The organism is Nostoc sp. 2RC, from assembly GCF_014222165.1.
Taxonomy (GTDB): Bacteria; Cyanobacteriota; Cyanobacteriia; order Cyanobacteriales; family Nostocaceae; genus Nostoc; species Nostoc linckia.
In genome coordinates this window covers 1-15,852 of sequence record NZ_JACKZU010000184.1, presented here as the reverse complement: position 1 = coordinate 15,852, position 15,852 = coordinate 1, and the positions used below count along the sequence as shown (strand labels likewise).

At 38.3% G+C, this 15,852-nt stretch carries 12 protein-coding genes; 4 read left to right on the top strand and 8 right to left on the bottom strand.

Annotated features, from left to right (window positions below):
- Nucleotides 1–152: 152 nt before the first annotated feature.
- A complete protein-coding gene (gene gmhB, locus GNE10_RS20100) occupies nucleotides 153–692 on the bottom strand; it encodes a D-glycero-beta-D-manno-heptose 1,7-bisphosphate 7-phosphatase (RefSeq protein WP_185566676.1) in 540 nt (179 codons plus the stop codon).
- A gap of 674 nt (nucleotides 693–1,366) precedes the next feature.
- On the opposite strand from gmhB, the gene GNE10_RS20095 reads away from it, so the two are divergent.
- From GNE10_RS20095 to GNE10_RS20080, 4 genes are all read left to right on the top strand, one after another.
- A complete protein-coding gene (locus GNE10_RS20095; RefSeq protein ID WP_185566675.1) occupies nucleotides 1,367–3,004 on the top strand; it encodes an AGE family epimerase/isomerase in 1,638 nt (545 codons plus the stop codon).
- 231 nt (nucleotides 3,005–3,235) lie between these two features.
- On the top strand, nucleotides 3,236–3,844 hold the full coding sequence (locus tag GNE10_RS20090) for a DJ-1/PfpI family protein (RefSeq protein ID WP_185566674.1): 609 nt from the start codon (nucleotides 3,236–3,238) through the stop codon (nucleotides 3,842–3,844).
- Between the two features lie 149 nt (nucleotides 3,845–3,993).
- Complete coding sequence (locus GNE10_RS20085; protein ID WP_244918043.1) at nucleotides 3,994–4,605, top strand: hypothetical protein; 612 nt, start codon at nucleotides 3,994–3,996, stop codon at nucleotides 4,603–4,605.
- Nucleotides 4,606–5,178: 573 nt separating this feature from the next.
- Nucleotides 5,179–6,564, top strand: a complete 1,386-nt coding sequence (locus GNE10_RS20080) for an alpha-amylase family glycosyl hydrolase (RefSeq protein ID WP_185566673.1) — start codon at nucleotides 5,179–5,181, stop codon at nucleotides 6,562–6,564.
- 204 nt (nucleotides 6,565–6,768) lie between these two features.
- Here GNE10_RS20080 and GNE10_RS20075 read toward each other — a convergent pair whose 3' ends face one another.
- The 7 genes from GNE10_RS20075 to GNE10_RS20045 all read right to left on the bottom strand — a co-directional run bounded on the left by GNE10_RS20075 (nucleotide 6,769) and on the right by GNE10_RS20045 (nucleotide 15,671).
- Nucleotides 6,769–8,673: a transketolase C-terminal domain-containing protein gene (locus GNE10_RS20075; protein ID WP_185566672.1), complete on the bottom strand. Its 1,905-nt coding sequence runs from the start codon at nucleotides 8,671–8,673 to the stop codon at nucleotides 6,769–6,771.
- A gap of 212 nt (nucleotides 8,674–8,885) precedes the next feature.
- Nucleotides 8,886–9,629 carry an HAD-IIB family hydrolase gene (locus GNE10_RS20070; protein WP_185566671.1) on the bottom strand — a complete coding sequence of 248 codons (744 nt, stop codon included), beginning with the start codon at nucleotides 9,627–9,629 and terminating at the stop codon, nucleotides 8,886–8,888.
- Nucleotides 9,630–9,684: 55 nt separating this feature from the next.
- The gene (locus tag GNE10_RS20065; protein ID WP_221642916.1) at nucleotides 9,685–11,148 is read right to left on the bottom strand and encodes an MBOAT family protein; all 1,464 of its coding nucleotides are present in this window, start codon (nucleotides 11,146–11,148) and stop codon (nucleotides 9,685–9,687) included.
- A gap of 88 nt (nucleotides 11,149–11,236) precedes the next feature.
- Nucleotides 11,237–12,349, bottom strand: a complete 1,113-nt coding sequence (locus GNE10_RS20060; protein ID WP_185566669.1) for a hypothetical protein — start codon at nucleotides 12,347–12,349, stop codon at nucleotides 11,237–11,239.
- Nucleotides 12,350–12,407: 58 nt separating this feature from the next.
- Nucleotides 12,408–13,862, bottom strand: coding sequence for a glycoside hydrolase family 13 protein (locus tag GNE10_RS20055; RefSeq protein ID WP_185566668.1), 1,455 nt, complete (start codon nucleotides 13,860–13,862; stop codon nucleotides 12,408–12,410).
- 149 nt (nucleotides 13,863–14,011) lie between these two features.
- The gene (locus GNE10_RS20050) at nucleotides 14,012–14,896 is read right to left on the bottom strand and encodes a glycosyltransferase family 8 protein (protein ID WP_185566667.1); all 885 of its coding nucleotides are present in this window, start codon (nucleotides 14,894–14,896) and stop codon (nucleotides 14,012–14,014) included.
- Nucleotides 14,897–14,912: 16 nt separating this feature from the next.
- On the bottom strand, nucleotides 14,913–15,671 hold the full coding sequence (locus GNE10_RS20045; RefSeq protein WP_185566666.1) for a sucrose-phosphate phosphatase: 759 nt from the start codon (nucleotides 15,669–15,671) through the stop codon (nucleotides 14,913–14,915).
- Between the last annotated feature and the right edge of the window lie 181 nt (nucleotides 15,672–15,852).

Sequence of the window (15,852 nt, the reverse complement as noted above, 5' to 3'; positions counted from 1 at the left end):
AACCCTCCCCTTGGCAAGGGGAGGGTGCCGTCAGGCGGGTGGGGTATCTGTCGCAAACATTTTTTGAATCGGTATTAGATTAACTGTACGGGCTTACGCGAAAAAAGACGCAAAAAAGTGCCTTTCTTATTTGATAGGCGTGAATGCGTCAATTATTTTGCAATCAAATATTTTAGTTGAAGTAAATTATCTACGCGGGCTGACACTGCCAGTTGTTTTTCTATATCTTCTTTACCAAGGAAATAAAATTTACCTATTCCCACAGCTTTAGCAGCTTGCATATCAGATATTTTATCGCCAATCAAGATTGAGTTTTGCAGGTCTATGGAATATTTCTCACAAGCTTGCTCAATCATTCCTGGGGATGGTTTACGACATCGGCAGTTTTGACGGTAGTTAGATATGGTAGCTTCGGGATGATGCGGACAATAAAAGACATCAAGCAATGGGACACCTTGACTTTGAAATTGCTCGCACATCCATGCAGTTAGATCTAAAAAATCTTGTTCGGAATAATAACCACGAGCAATACCAGACTGATTGGTAATTACAATCAGCTCGTAATTCAAATCACGCAGTAAACGACACACTGTAAATACGCCATCCATAAACTCGAATTGCTCGCGCATAACAACATAACCGTAATCAATATTGATAACCCCATCTCGGTCAAGAAAAGCTACCTTGATCATTTTGCTAACTTTACTACTGTTAGAAGCTAGATTAACGTTGAAGTTAAGCTTTAGTTAAGTAAATATTCTAGTGGATAATGTAACTGAAATATTGTAATTGTAAGTATTTCAAGGTAAATGCAGACATAAATATTTTTAAATTCAATCTGAATCATTGAGCGTATTTTATACCATAAGGGGTTGTAAGCGATCGCTTCTATCAGTTAATTAACAACTAAGTTATTTGAGATAGCAGGCAAAATAATTGCACTGAAATTTTTCTATCCCGTACCTGATAAGCATTGTAGAACATGTGTTTCTTGCTAAAGCCGTCTTAACTGTCTTAACTGTCTTAACTGTCTACTTATTTATTTTAAGTGTCTTTGACTTTAAGTATTTTTTGTGTTATGGCTTCCTACTTAATTCTACTTAAGTAAAAAATATTGATTTTGAAAAAAGAAAAATAAATTGTGTTAGCTTGGTTTATAACATCAGATATGATGTCACCAAGTTGTTATAAACAGTCCACCCTCCTGACATAACGCAAGTATGTCGGGGCATATCAGTTGTTTTGTGAGATTTTAACCACCTACTAAAGCTGGGATACTAGAGCTTTTGTAGTCCAAAAAAATCACAGAACATCTGAATGTTTGTCATGAAAGCAGAAACCGACACACACAAATGAGCAATTTGCAATGACAATTCAAATGTTCAGTTGGAATAAAAAACAGCTAGTTAGCAAAGCTTTCTTTCAGAAAGTTCTTTGTCTTGGCTTTAGCTTGGTGTTTTTCCTAACATCTTTAGGAGTTCCCACAGCTCAAGCACTAGTTATTGCTAAACCAAGCGCTGCTGATAATGCAGACTTAATAATCGAAACTGGTATCCCCTATGGAGATAGGTGGATAAAGCATCTCAAAGAAGACCTTTTACCTTTCTGGGAATTGGAAACAGCCCGCCCCGAAAATGGGAACTTTCCTACCTATAGATGTAATGATGGTTCTTTGTTTGACCCTAATAAACCTTGTCCAGAGTTGGTAAACCCAGTTCCAGGCATCGTTAACTTAGATAGAGAGTATGTCAGATCCAAGTCCAGACAAGTATTTGCCTATGGTGTTGCTTATAACCTGACTGGAGAGGCAAAATATCTTCAATGGGCTAAAAATGGCGTAGATTTCTTACGTCAGTATGCTTTGGTTAATAAACCAGGTGTCGATCCCAATGTGGGTAAAGGAACCGGTGGAGCTTACACCTTCTTTGATGCAAACGATCAGAGCTTTGTAGGTAAACCAGAACAAGAATACCGCATCAGTCAAGATATGACATATGCTCTTTCTGGTTTAACATTTTTCTACTATCTGACTAGAGATCCCGAAATATTAAAAGACATAGTAAACGTCAAAAACTACATTTTTGACTACTACTACGACAAAGAATGGGATCTCATCTCTTGGATCAAAGCTGATTTTGAGAGCAATACCAGCGACCAAAGAGAATTAGTAGCTCAATTGGATCAAGTCTATGCCTACATGATCTTGATCACACCAATTTTGCCTGATGAATTTAACGGGGTACAACTTAAGAAACAGTGGGAAGATGATTTGGTGCATCTTGCCACAATCATGAGCGAACAATTCTATACTCCTGACAAAAATATATTCTGGGGAGCTATCACCAATACCGAGAAGAGAAAATTAGGAACAGACCATACTGATTTCGGTCACTCCATCAAAACTTTGTGGCTGATTTATTCCATCGGAAAACTCACCGGTCACTACGAGTTTGTCTTATTTGCTCAAGAGGCCGCTCCCAAAATCTTAGAAACAGCTTATCTAGATGATGGTACGTGGGGACGTAGAGAAAATCCAGACGGTACCATAGACCCAGACAAAGAATGGTGGATTCTAGCTGAATTGGATCAAGTGGCTGCTACTTTTAGCTTGAGAGATCCATCTTACGCGGAATATCTACCTACAACTTATGCCTACTGGTTTAAGTACATGGTAGATCACGAACACAAAGAAATTTGGCATTGGGTAAATGCTGCTGACAACAAACCAGACATCCAATTTCCCAAACAACACTCCTGGAAAAATGCTTTCCACACTTTTGAACACGCAATTGTAGGTTATTTGACTGGACAAGAAATTCACGACGAGCCAAGTAAACTATATTTTGCTTTCAAAGAAGGAATTCCTTTGCCTGAAATCACAAAAATCCGTCCCTACATTTATGCAGCCAAAGTAAGTCCCATTAGCTTCTATTCAAAAATTCTTGAAGAAGAAGTAATTCCAGGTTACAGGAAAAAGACAGTATTCTTTACCGACATCCGGTAAGACCTAAACCCAATTCAAGGATAAGGTGAGTGAAAATTAACTTATTAGTTGGCAGAATAACTGATTCGATATTGGATTGGGTATAGCATTCTGGATCTGATTTTAGCGAATCCGTCTGTCGCAACTATTTTTCAAATTGCTATGAAATTCGGACAGTATAGCCAGTGGTGGCTAGTAAGTTAATTTTCCTCAAAATCGAATTTATTAACTATTTTGAATGAGGATATCATCATGGCCAGACCACCAAGAATTTTAGCCTTTCTTGACTCCCATTACGATGGAACTGAAACTGCTGCTTTAGATAACTTTTTTCCTGTTAGGGGTTTTGAAGTAGAATATGTCGGCAATCTCAGGGGTGGCGATCAAGCAGTTTTTTTCAACAACAATAACCCTAGCGAAACAATTACAGTTACCAAAGATATCCACGATGTTGATTTAACTCAATACACTGGCTTAGTTGCCATTGGCGGATATGCGATGGATATGACCCGCTACGAACCAATAGTAGAAGAAGGCCCAGACGGCAGACCAAAAGAAATACCAGAATCAAGTAAATTTGCAATCGAGGCATTGAAAGATCCTGAAATTACTGTTGGAACTATTTGTCATTCTTTGTGGATATTTACATCAGATCCCGACATACTGAGGGGGCGGAAAGTTACCTGCGGTCATAACATTATTTATGATGTTCTCAATGCTGGAGCGACACTAGCCTACGACCCGGTTAATAGACAATTAGCTGCTAGCCATGTTGATGGAAATCTGGTTTCTGGTAGACATCCTTTTGCGGTTAGCACCTTTGTTGAAACATACTATGAGGTTTTAAAAGCCAAACAATAGGGGTGATTCCATAACCTTTATTTTTGTTGCTGTTACAGGATGTGAGAATAGCAAATTTTATATTACCAGCTTTCTCTATCCTGCTTTTTTATCAAAGTCATGTTTTGCAATTTAAGTATCAAACATTCTCGTGTAAAGGAATTAGGAACATGCCTGACGAATTTGAACAACTACGACAATTAAGGCTGCAAAAACCAGTCAATTACTACACATTTTGGGGCTTAGAGGCAGACTTTTCAAAACCTGGATTAGTTTCTCCACAAAAACAGGAAGAATTGCTTCAAAAAGGTGAATATTTCGTTAGTTTAAAAGAAGACGAAGTTCCCGAAGTAAATGCTAATTATACCTGGGCGCAAATCGAACAAGAAAACAAAGATTGGTGGCCAACCCATTGTGCAGCTTTGAGAACAGGAGGAGAAAGAGGAAACAATATCTTAAGTGGTGAATATCATAAAAACTTGGTTTATTTATGCCAAGATGGCCCCTTTGTTGGTACGGAAGATCAAAAAGAGCGAGAGACACATTGGTGGGCATTGCTTTCACAGCCTGGAGTCACAATGTGCTGGCCAATTGTTTTCTTTTGGCGTGAATTTGTTCACTTTGAATGGAAGTGTGTGGACGATGCGACAAATGAAACTGCTTCTAAAGGATTAGTTGTCTGGATACGCCGGGGACATCGGGGTGGTTGCTACTATAAGAGCGAACAACTAACTTTCTACCGCGATGTTTATGCCCCAGAAAACTTATTACCACCCGGATGATAAAGATTGTTTCTAGGGTTTGATAAGTGAACTTGGCTCTTTAAAGGGGAAAGGGGAAAGGGAAAAGGGGAAAGGTTTTAAATCCCTTACCCTTTCCCCAGCGCTCACCCAGCATTTTTGGATTGGCAAACGACTAGTACTCTATGTCATTAATTTTGATGAGTTTGTAGTAAGCACTTCAGTGCTTAAAAATCAAGGACTAAAGTCCTAACTACAAACTTATTTATCTCTCAGAACTAATGGGATAGACCACTAGTTTGAGGACTGAAGTCCTCTCTGCGAGACGCTACGCGAACACTACAAGCAAACATTTTTATTCACTTTGATTAACCGGACATTAGACTTCTTACATAAGTCGGGAAAAGGGGAAGGGTAAAGGGGGAAAGGTTTGGTATTTTCCCTTTCCCCGGTTGGTGAGCTTGTCGAACTATTAATCTTTTCCCTTTGACCACAAGAGTCCAAAAAGCACTTTTGCAAGAGGTATATTATATGATGTCAGGGTGTAGCCTTTGTTCAGGATTTAGGACAACGCAGAATTAATTATTGGAAATATCTACTTACTTATAAATCTTCATGAAACACCAAATATCCAGCAAATATTTTATAAATTTGGTTCGTGTAGGACTCATTGCTGTAACGACTGGCATAACATCAGAAGTAGCTCCTGCTAAAGCTGATGTTATCTATCATGCTTTCGATGAATGTTTTGCCGATGTCAAAACTAAACTGCCTAAAATTCAAAAAGCAGGATATACCCATATTCAAATTTCACCTGCAAATAAAACAGCCCCACGCGGTGACAATGCTTGTACTTCAGACAAAGAGTGGTACATGCAGTATCAACCATTGGATTATGTGCTAGAGGGACATTTAGGAACCCAAAAAGACTTAAAGGATTTGATTGGTGCGGCTCACAAAAGCGGTATGAAAGTCATTGCCGATGTAGTTTTAAATCACATGGCTAAGTACAAGTTTTATGAAACTGTAGCACCTTTCCCGCAAGCTTATCCTATCTACCAGAAACTTGAATACTTTCATGAGGCCAAGTGCATCGATAACTATAACGATCCCGTACAAGTTGAAAATCGTTGGTTATGCGATCAAAATAGCATCAAAGAGGGATTACCCGACCTGAGGACAGATTTGCCTTATGTACAACAGAATGCTCAGAAGTATATGACAACTTTGTTTGGGCTTGGCATTGATGGTTTGCGTTTTGATGCTGCTAAGCACATTCCTCGTGAGGATATGGCGAAGATACTCAGCGTTGTCCCCAAGGATAAGTTTTACTATGGTGAGGTCATCGGTCAATCATATGACGAGAGTAGGAAGTATATTTCAGTTTTTCCTAAAGTCACAGATTTTCAACTGGTAAATACTTTAAAAGATGCCTTCAAGTATGGGGGTGACTTGCGCTCTTTAGTTAATCCATCAGATACTAAGCGTGCTTTACCAGGTAATGAAGCCGTTACCTTTTCTCGCAATCATGATACCTGGGCACCAGGACAGTTTGACAATTGGAAATTTGATTCTGGGGATTTACCATTAGCAACCGCTTACGTTTTGGCGATTAAAGAAGGGACACCCCTGATTTTGAATTTTGATGCCTTTAATCCCACCGTTGTTGCAGGCGTTCAATTCCATCAAAAGTTGCTGACACAGCCCCAATACTTCCGCAATGGTAATGAAATAGCCACTGGTGCAAATAGTCCCAATTTGCTGTTTATCGAGCGTGGAGATCGGGGATTAGCCATTATCAATAAAAGTGGGGAAAAATTTAATGTTCCTCAGGCAAAAATACCGGGTTTAGCTGCTGGTTGCTACAACGAGCTACAGTACAAATTCCAAATATGTGTTGATGCTGCCAAGCAGGTTACTCAATGGGGTTCTGCCCAACGACGTGGGATTGAAATTGGCCCGCGTACAGCATTGTTCTTTGTTAGAAGTGATACTAATTAGGGAATTTGAGAAAATAAATTATTTTGGTTAAAGCGTTGACTGTTAACGGTCAACAATAGAGAGACGTTGCAATGCAACGTCTCTACAAGTTACGCAGCGAGATTATTTGTTGAGGTAGGGAATAGGCCAAACAGGGCATTGGGGATTTTTTTCTGCCCTATGAAACTCCTCATATCTCGTTTACCATACGTCAGTCCTAAATATCTAAGCAAGCAGTTTCTTGACTTGATTCATAATGCCAATGACATCAATACCTTGATGGGGTAATTGTTCCCATACTCCACTACATCCTTCTTGATGAGTACCCATGTATGCATACTTGGGAGACAAACCTCTTTCTAGTAACCAGGAACCAAAGCGAATTCCTAAACCTGTGCGACGGTTTAATGATTCTACAACCAAGACAAATGGTGTGGAACCAATCTTGGCTATAATCTCTTCATCGACCATATTTAAGGTTGACTTGTTAATTAACCCGACATCGATGCCTTGTTGTTTGAGGTTTTCTACGACATTTAGGGCACGATAAAGGACTTCACCAAAACTGACGATGTAACCTGCTGTTCCTTCACGTATGACATCATCTTTGCCAGGAACAAAGGTATAGTCTTCTCCAAATATAGGTTTACCCTCAGTATCGAGGATATCGGGAACTGCGGAACGACTGGAAAAGAGAAACCTTAAACCAGGTTGATGAAATATGGTTTCGACGCAAGCTTTCATTTGTCCGCCATCGGCTGGGTAATACAGACGGGTTTGGTAGCCATCTTCTAAGCCGTTGTCTGCAAACATGTTATTTAAGCCAAAATGGCAGGTGTTATCTGCTAATTCATCGATACCGCTATGGGAAAATTGGCACAGAACGTTGGATTTATTCAATCGCGCCATTGTGATTTCGGAAATGCACATTTCTAAAAAGGCGCTGTAGGTGCTGAAAATGCCCTGTTTTCCCTTTTCCATACCAAACCCAGCCGCCGCTGCGAAGTTTCCGCGCTCCATGATCCCGCCGTGATAGAAAATCTCTGGATAGGCTTTTTGAATTCTGTTGATCCCACAAGATTCTCCCAAGTCGCTGTCGATGCACATTACCTGTTCTTGGCGTTGGGCTGGAGTCATGCCACTGAGAATGGAAACAATCGTAGCATCGAAGATATGGCGAGTTTTGCTGCTAGAACCTGTATAAGTGTAGGTTCCTGTGAGTGGAACAATTTTTTTCAGGTAATTAGCGGCTTGTGTGTGTCCGCGAGTTTCCAGATATGCGATCGCCAAATCAGGGGATAATGCATCATGACCCAATGGCGTACCTTCTACCCCAGCAATACCAGGAGACATCTGACGTTTATTCACCACGGCTATAGGGCCGTTTGTGGTGGCTGCTTGACACAGACGACTATACAAATCATCTAAATCTTCGCCTTGTCCTGTGAGTACAGTTAGTCCGTGTCCGGCTAAGGTTTGACTGACATCGTAGCCTGGTAAATAATCTGAAGGATAGCCGCTACAGGTAGAATTGTTATCGTCAATGATGATTTTGACATTGAGATTCTTGGCGACAGCTAAACGTGCGGCTTCGGCGTTATTTCCTTCTTGTTGCGAACCATCCGATCCTAGACAGAATACTACTTGTTGCGGATTGGCGATCGCAACTCCATTCACATAAGGCCATAAATGTCCTAATCTACCGGCGCTAAATTTCACCCCAGGAGTGCGTCCCCGTTCTGGATGGGCAAGCAGTTTAGAATAAGGTTCTCGATAATGCAGCAATTCTTCCACATCAAGATCGCCATGTAAAGTAGCCATTAAATATTGTGTGGCGACTCTGTGTCCTGCTTCATCAAAGAAAATCGGCACAAATTTATCTGCCGATCCCCGAAAAAAAGCATCTAAAATCATCACTTCGGGAACTGTATCATAAGCTCCTCCTGTATGACCGCCTACATTTTTTGCTGCTGCTATGGAAGTAAAGAAAACAATAGTATCTCGACAAAGTTGAATATTCGCCTTTAATATTTCTCTTTGCTCATTCGTTAAAGTTGAATTATTGGGGTCTAATTTCAACGGTTTATAAGCATGTATATCAATGGGAAAACGCAATGTTGTTACAGTCATTTATTCTCGTCCTTTAAAGTATTTTGGATTGCTGAATGGAAATATTAAATTCAAAAATCAATTTTTCTCGATAGTCTACAATTACAGGACTTAGGCACAGAGGACGCAGAAGACACGGATAAATAAGAGTTTCAGAGAGTTTTTGCGTAAGTCCAAAATTAGTCCAGGGTCTAAATTATCCACTAAATTGATTCTGAATTCTGAATTTTGTTTTAATCTTTACCATAGATTTTAAGACCATCCCAAATACCCATTACCCCAGGATAGGGACTGTAGTAAACGTTTTCCATTGTTTGAATTTTCTCCACTAATTTAGGTTCGGAATTTCCTACAGCAATACCCTTTAAACCCGTCTCAAATAATGAGAAATCGTTGAGAGTATCTCCACAAGTAACTGTGTCATCAGGATTAAAACTCATTTCTGTTAAAAATCTCACGAGGGTGGGGCCTTTAGAAACGCCTTTTGGCATGACATCAAAATAATGGTAATTTAGTCTGATGTCATAGGAAAGGATAGTATCAAATCCAGCGTCAATTACTTTTTGGATAGTTTGGGGTTGCAATGATTCAGGTTCATAGTAGTAGGATACACGATAGTCAGGATTAACAGACTGTAATTCTAATCCTGTTTCATTGGCTAATAAAGCTTTGATTTGTTCGTTAGCATTTCCCCAAGTTTGCGCTACCCAATCTTGTAAAACAGAAATCGGCTCGAAGGTTCCGCCGTGTACAATTGTGGTTCCCACATCAGCAATAATGTAATCGGGTTGGGGAATATTTGGATCTTCATATAATTCGCTAACGCGGTCAAGTTCTCTGCCAGTGACATAGATTAAAAGAATGCGATGACGTTGTTCGTGAATATATTGATAAAATTGCGATCGCTCTTGATTAGAACCACCTAAAAAAGTGCCATCTAGGTCAGTTGCTAACAGTAATGAATTATGAGATTTCATCTGCATCTTTCCCCCGTTCGTTCATCATCTTAAATTGAAATGCTTTGACCTTGAATTAAAATTGAAAATAAACAAAGGGGTGGGGAGTTATTGCGATAAACCTCAATATGATTGCAACCAACACTCCATAAAACACGACAAAACTCCATTGAGGAATTTTCTGATACCAGTCAGCTAACCAATTTTTATAGGCAGCCCAATGCATAATTGCTAAAGGTATAAAAACCCAACCAATTTGAATATTTAAGTTTTCTGAACCTGGAGAATTTAGGAATAAAAAAGATTTTTCTATTTGCATTGCACTGCTGATATCATTACTCCGAAAGAAGATTGCAGAGGCACAAAACCAGTAAAATGTCAGCGGGATGCCTAGCATATTTCTTAGTGGCAATAATCGCTTATAAGGAGCAATCCAGGATGACCATTGTTTGTGAACAATTAAAGCAATGCCATTCAATCCTCCCCAAGCAACAAAATGCCAAGCTGCACCATGCCACAGTCCAGAAAAAAGCATTAAAATGAGAAGATTTCTTGACCTAAAGATTTCTGTGCGTTGTTCTCTTGGTCGCATTTTCATCAAAGGACTATAAATATAGTCTCGCAGCCAGGTGAAGAGGGTAGTGTGCCAACGTTGCCACAATTCAGTAATATTATTGGCAAAGTAGGGGAATCTGAAGTTTAAAGGTAGTTTGTATCCTAACAAACCTGCACTGGCGATCGCCATATCTGAATAGCCAGAAAAATCGCAATATATTTGTATAACGAAAGAGATAACAGCAACCCAACAACTCAAGAAAGTATAATTTTCTGGACTTGTAAAATACTGGTCTACTAAAGGAGAGATATTATCAGAAATACAAGCTTTCTTAAAATATCCCACCAAAAAAAGCGTTAAACAACCCCGAAAATTCACATCGTTGAAATTTTTTGCCTTTACCAGTTGGGGTAAAAAATCAGATGCACGGACAATCGGCCCTGCAACTAACTGAGGAAAAAAAGTTACAAATAAAGCGAAATCCCAAAAATTTTTAACAGGTTTAAGTTTACCCAAATACACATCAATGGAATAGCTGAGGGTTTGAAATGTGTAAAAACTAATTCCTGCTGGCAAAATAATTTCAAGGGTTTTTATATTAACAGATAAGCCCAAAAAATTTAATAAATTAGCGGCTGAGTCAGTGAAGAAGTTATAGTATTTAAAAAATCCTAATAATCCTAGATTTACAACTAAGCTGACTAATAACCATATTTGTGGTTCCTTGTGATGCAGTGGTTTAGTTAGCAGCGCATCCCAAGAAAATAAGTTTTTTTTAGTTTCTGGATTTTCTACTACTTCCTGTGTTGGAATTTCTGGTGCTGCTGTTGCATGATTGACCTGTGGTCTAGACAGCATCAAACCTACAAAGTAGTCAACCACTGTGGAGAGTAAAAGTAAGAAAAGAAAGCGCCAATCCCAAGCACCATAAAAAATATAACTACAGATGAGTAACCAAAATTTGCGATGATTGTTGTTCTGCAAACCCCAGTAAACACAGAAAATTATCAGGAAAAAAAAGAGAAAACGAAATTCTGTAAAAACCATATTTATTCTGGTATGTTAATTAACTTTAATTTTGGTTTTGAGATATGAAGGGTATTTCCTGGGAAGCTAACTTTAGGTGCTGAGAAAATTTTTCTGCCAAAGCGAGTGTAAATTCTTGAGAACCTTTGTAATTTAAATGTCTTTCATCACTCCGGCGAGAAACTTCATACAAACTGGCAAAACGATTGGGATTATTAAATGCAAATAGTGTTGAAATATATCCTAGATCCACAGCTTCTAAAATCGGAGAATGTTCGATAAAAATGTCTAATGCTGGAGGAATTAAGAATATAGTTTCAACTTGAATATTGCTGTTTTTTTCTAAATCATCAATTCTAGAAACAAGCCTTTTAATGATTTTCAATGCATAGGATTTTTCTGGATATATATTTTCTGTATCCATAATTCCTAATTTTGCTTGCGTTAACTTTTGTTGGTAACTGTCTAACTTTGAGTAAAAAACTTTTTTCTCCGCCTCACTATTTTTCATCCAATCGTTTGCATAATATCCAGCTTCCTGTAGCAATTTATCACTTAATATTCCTGCTGGTAATGCTTCCGAACTTTGATGCCAAAAATTAGAAAAATAACCAATTCCTAGCCATCGATGCAAAAAGCTGATGGAATTTGCATAAAAGGCGCTAATTTTAATTTCCCAAGGCAGAGTTGATTCAGCAATTAATTGAAAATTTTCTAGGGTTTTAGTAGGAGTATGCCAATAAACATTTCTAGATAAAGTTGGTTCTTCCTCCACGAAGGAGTTAACTAAACAGTCTAAAAATATCCATTTTAATTTTGCTGGTTTTAACGCTAATATTTTTTGCAAATAAAAATCCATTTCGGCTACATTTGCTGACAGAATTCCCAGGTTAAAAGACTTGACGCTATTACCATTTGCCGATAAAGATTCATCAAATACTTTGGGAATAATTTGTAGATATGTGGTACTAGGCCCCAAAAAAATCACATCGTAATCATCTTTATGCTCAGCGAAATACTCCAACTTCACACTGACATCGCCAAGAGTTGGAGGAGTTTTAGAGGTAGGCAAAATAATATTAATTAATCCAGCCGTGAAAAATAGAACAATGATAAAGATTAAACTATAAATAAAAAGAACTTTTGGTTTTTTGTCCATATTTTTAAAAGATACAAATCTTGAATACAAAATGAAAATTTTTCCAATCTTTGACAAGTTAACCGAGAATTAATCCACTGCGCGGTGCAAGTGTAAAATTCAGAGTTTTTTGTGCAGTTTCATCACTCCAATTTGCTACACCAGAACCATAGGTGAATAATATTTGTTGAGGTGACGATGATAATGAAGGCTGAATACTAACTTGCGTTGTTTCATTTCCTGCATTAACCGCAATCACCAATATTTCTGTTTCTAAAATCCGCGCAAAAATGTAAACTTGTCCTTGGGCATATAAAGTTTGATATTGCCCAATTCGCAATGCTGCATGAGAAAGACGCAGTTTAATTAATTGCTGATGAAACTCTAGAATATCTCGATCCCAATGTTGTCGATCCGGAAAACCTCTGCGACAATCAGGGTCATAACCACCAGTCAAACCAACTTCATCGCCATAATATATACAAGGTGCGCCGGGGAAAGTCAATAATAGTAATGTTGATAAATATAAACTGGGGCGATCGCCACCGGCAACATCAATTAATCTGGCGGTATCGTGATTGTTAATACCGTTGAGTTGAGTTAACTGAATTTCCCAAGGATACCGTTGCAATAATTCATTAATTTGGTTTCCATATTCACTAGCATCAGAAGGTGGTGGTGGTGCATACAATTCTAAATGACCTTTCACTTGGCGATCGCCCACAATAAAAGCTGTGGTAGCGTTAAGAAAAGGCAAACTTGAAACGCCATCAAATTGTGTTCCATCTAACCATTCAGTGGCCTCCATTGGAATTTCTCCAACAATATAAGCTTGGGGATTAATTGCTTTGACTCGTTCGCGGAATTCTTGCCAAAATCCAGGTGTTTTGATGTAATCTGCTGAATCTAAACGCCAACCATCTGCACCCCGTTTAATCCAATATTCCCCTACTTGCATAATATATTCGCGCACTCCTGAATTATTGGTATTCAACTCTGGTAAAGCACGAAAACCACACCACGAAGCATAATTAGCAGGACGAGATTCATCATAGGGTGAAATAGGCCAAGCTTCGATTTTGAACCAATCAAACCAAGGGGAATTTTGACCATTTTCTAGAATATCATTGAAAAAATAAAAGCCCCTGCTGGCATGATTAAAAGTTCCATCTAAGACAAGTTTCAGATTACGGCGATGAACTTCGTTGAGGAGATTTGTAAATGCTTCCTCCCCACCTAATAAGGGATCGATTTGATAATAATCAAGGGTATGATAGCGATGATTACTCGCAGAAGTAAAAACGGGATTGAGGTAAATCGCATTAATCCCTAAATCTTGTAAATAATCTAGTTTTTCAATTATTCCCCAAAGATTTCCTCCCTTATAACCGTTAAATGTAGGCGCAGCATTCCAATCTTCCAAGGGTACATCCAGTAACCAACTTTGGTGTGCTGGAACACTTCGAGCAAAACGGTCAGGAAATATTTGGTAGAAAACTGCGTGTTTGACCCAATCAGGTGTATTAATTGGCATATATTAAGTAGTATTTATTATATTTATAGGGAACAGGGAACAGGGAACAGGGAATAGTGAATAGGAAAGTCAAGGTGGTTCATTAACAGACGATAAAACTTAGATGTCAAAAGACTTTTTACCCAGTCCCCAGTCGCTTACCATATATCTCAACTATGGCTATTTACTAAAACAGGAGAATTCCAAGCTGTTAAATTTAGATATTCAAAAAATAAATCTTGTTTTGGGTGTTTACAATTTTCTTGCCAAGGTTTAGGAAAAGTTGCAAAGTGGACAATATTAGGATTATGAAGCGCTCGATTATAAACCTCTTCTGTGTAGGGACTTTCTGTCCATGATGAGTATTCGTGTATTGCTTGCATTTGATTCCATGTTGGATCTAATTCTTTCCATTGACCTGCAAGCACTGCATTTAGTCCGTCTTGGTCGTGCAAGCGTATGTATTCTTTATTTTGTTCCAGGTATTCTATAGCCTTTGCACCTATATTGTCAGTTCGCCATTTTTCCAGATTAATAATTAAAACTCCAGCATTAAAGTATTTATGGTCTGGAGAAATTCCTGTTTCCTCATAGTTTCTCAAACCTTTGGCATTTCTGATATATCGCTTCCAAATATCTTGAGCTGCAAATACATAGGTATCTTGAACATCAATATTCCATAATTCTTCTAAATCTCCCAGCACTACAATATCACTGTCTAGATAAATTGCTTTATGAAAATGTTGGGGAATAAGTTGAGGAATGAAAAGTCTATAGTAAATAGCAAGGGTGTTATAATTTTCATCCAATTTCATATTGGAAAGTAGCGTTTCATCTGGCTTTAACCAAAAAATTTCTACTTGTTCTGGATCAAGGGATTTGAGGATTTTGTCTTTATTGGCTTGGGTAATATCTCCATTCAGTACATACAGTACTACTCGACGTTTATTTTTGAGATTGACAATCGCTGACTTGATTGTAACGGCCAATGCTATGGCATAATTATTATCTGCTGTGGATACAAGAACTATTGGTTCGTTATTTGCATTAGTCATGACTAAAAAACCCTCTTTAGTTGCGTTTCAAAAATCCAAAGTGTTCTAATCCTTCTAAAATTCCAGCTGCAAAATTACTTTTTGCTAGGTAGCGTTTCCCTGGTGGTGAATTTTTATGCCAATTTAATATTTCCAATCGGGCATTACCGACGATAATGGCGGGACAAAGCATATTTTGAAACATAGACAAATCGTTGCCGGAATCTCCACAAATCACAGTTTGTTCATCGGTAAAGCCTAAACATTGTTGTACAAAAATAGCGGCTGAAGCTTTATTAGCGGATGCAGGCAATATGTCTAAAAATCCGCCATCATAGGAATCTATCATTTGCACTGCCAAGCCTTGATTTTGGAGAATTGCATTTAAATGAGGGAGTGTAACGTATAACCCCTCTTGGTTGGTGTAATAGGTAACTTTGAAGGCAGTCTGTTGTGTTGAAGGTTGGAGTACAAGGCAAGGAAATCGTTTGGCTACCTCTACTATTATTTCTCGATTCCAACCTTGAGAAATTTTCCGTTGCCATGCATCATCAAAGTTATTGCTATCTGGATAATAAATTTCTGTACCAACAGCCAGCATTAATACATCAGGTTCTAATAGTTTTTTTTGGGCAATTAATTCTTGATAAAGGGGTAGCGATCGCCCTGTAGTATACGCAATAACTGTACCGTAACTTTGACGCTCCTTACTTAACCATTCATTTAATTTATTTAAAGCTACATCGTCACCGACTAAGGTGTTATCTAAGTCGGTCACAAACAAAAATTTAGCCACTATTACTCCTGAATGAAGACACTGCCCATTCTATTCACATCCATCTTTAAATTCAGTAACAATTCTCAAATTTAGTTAGCAAACAAGGCGAAAAATTTTATCTCATTTAAAAGCCTAGTGGACAAAACTGCAAAACAATGAGTTTTTTAACTTATTTTTATGTTTTAAGTCATTATTATAC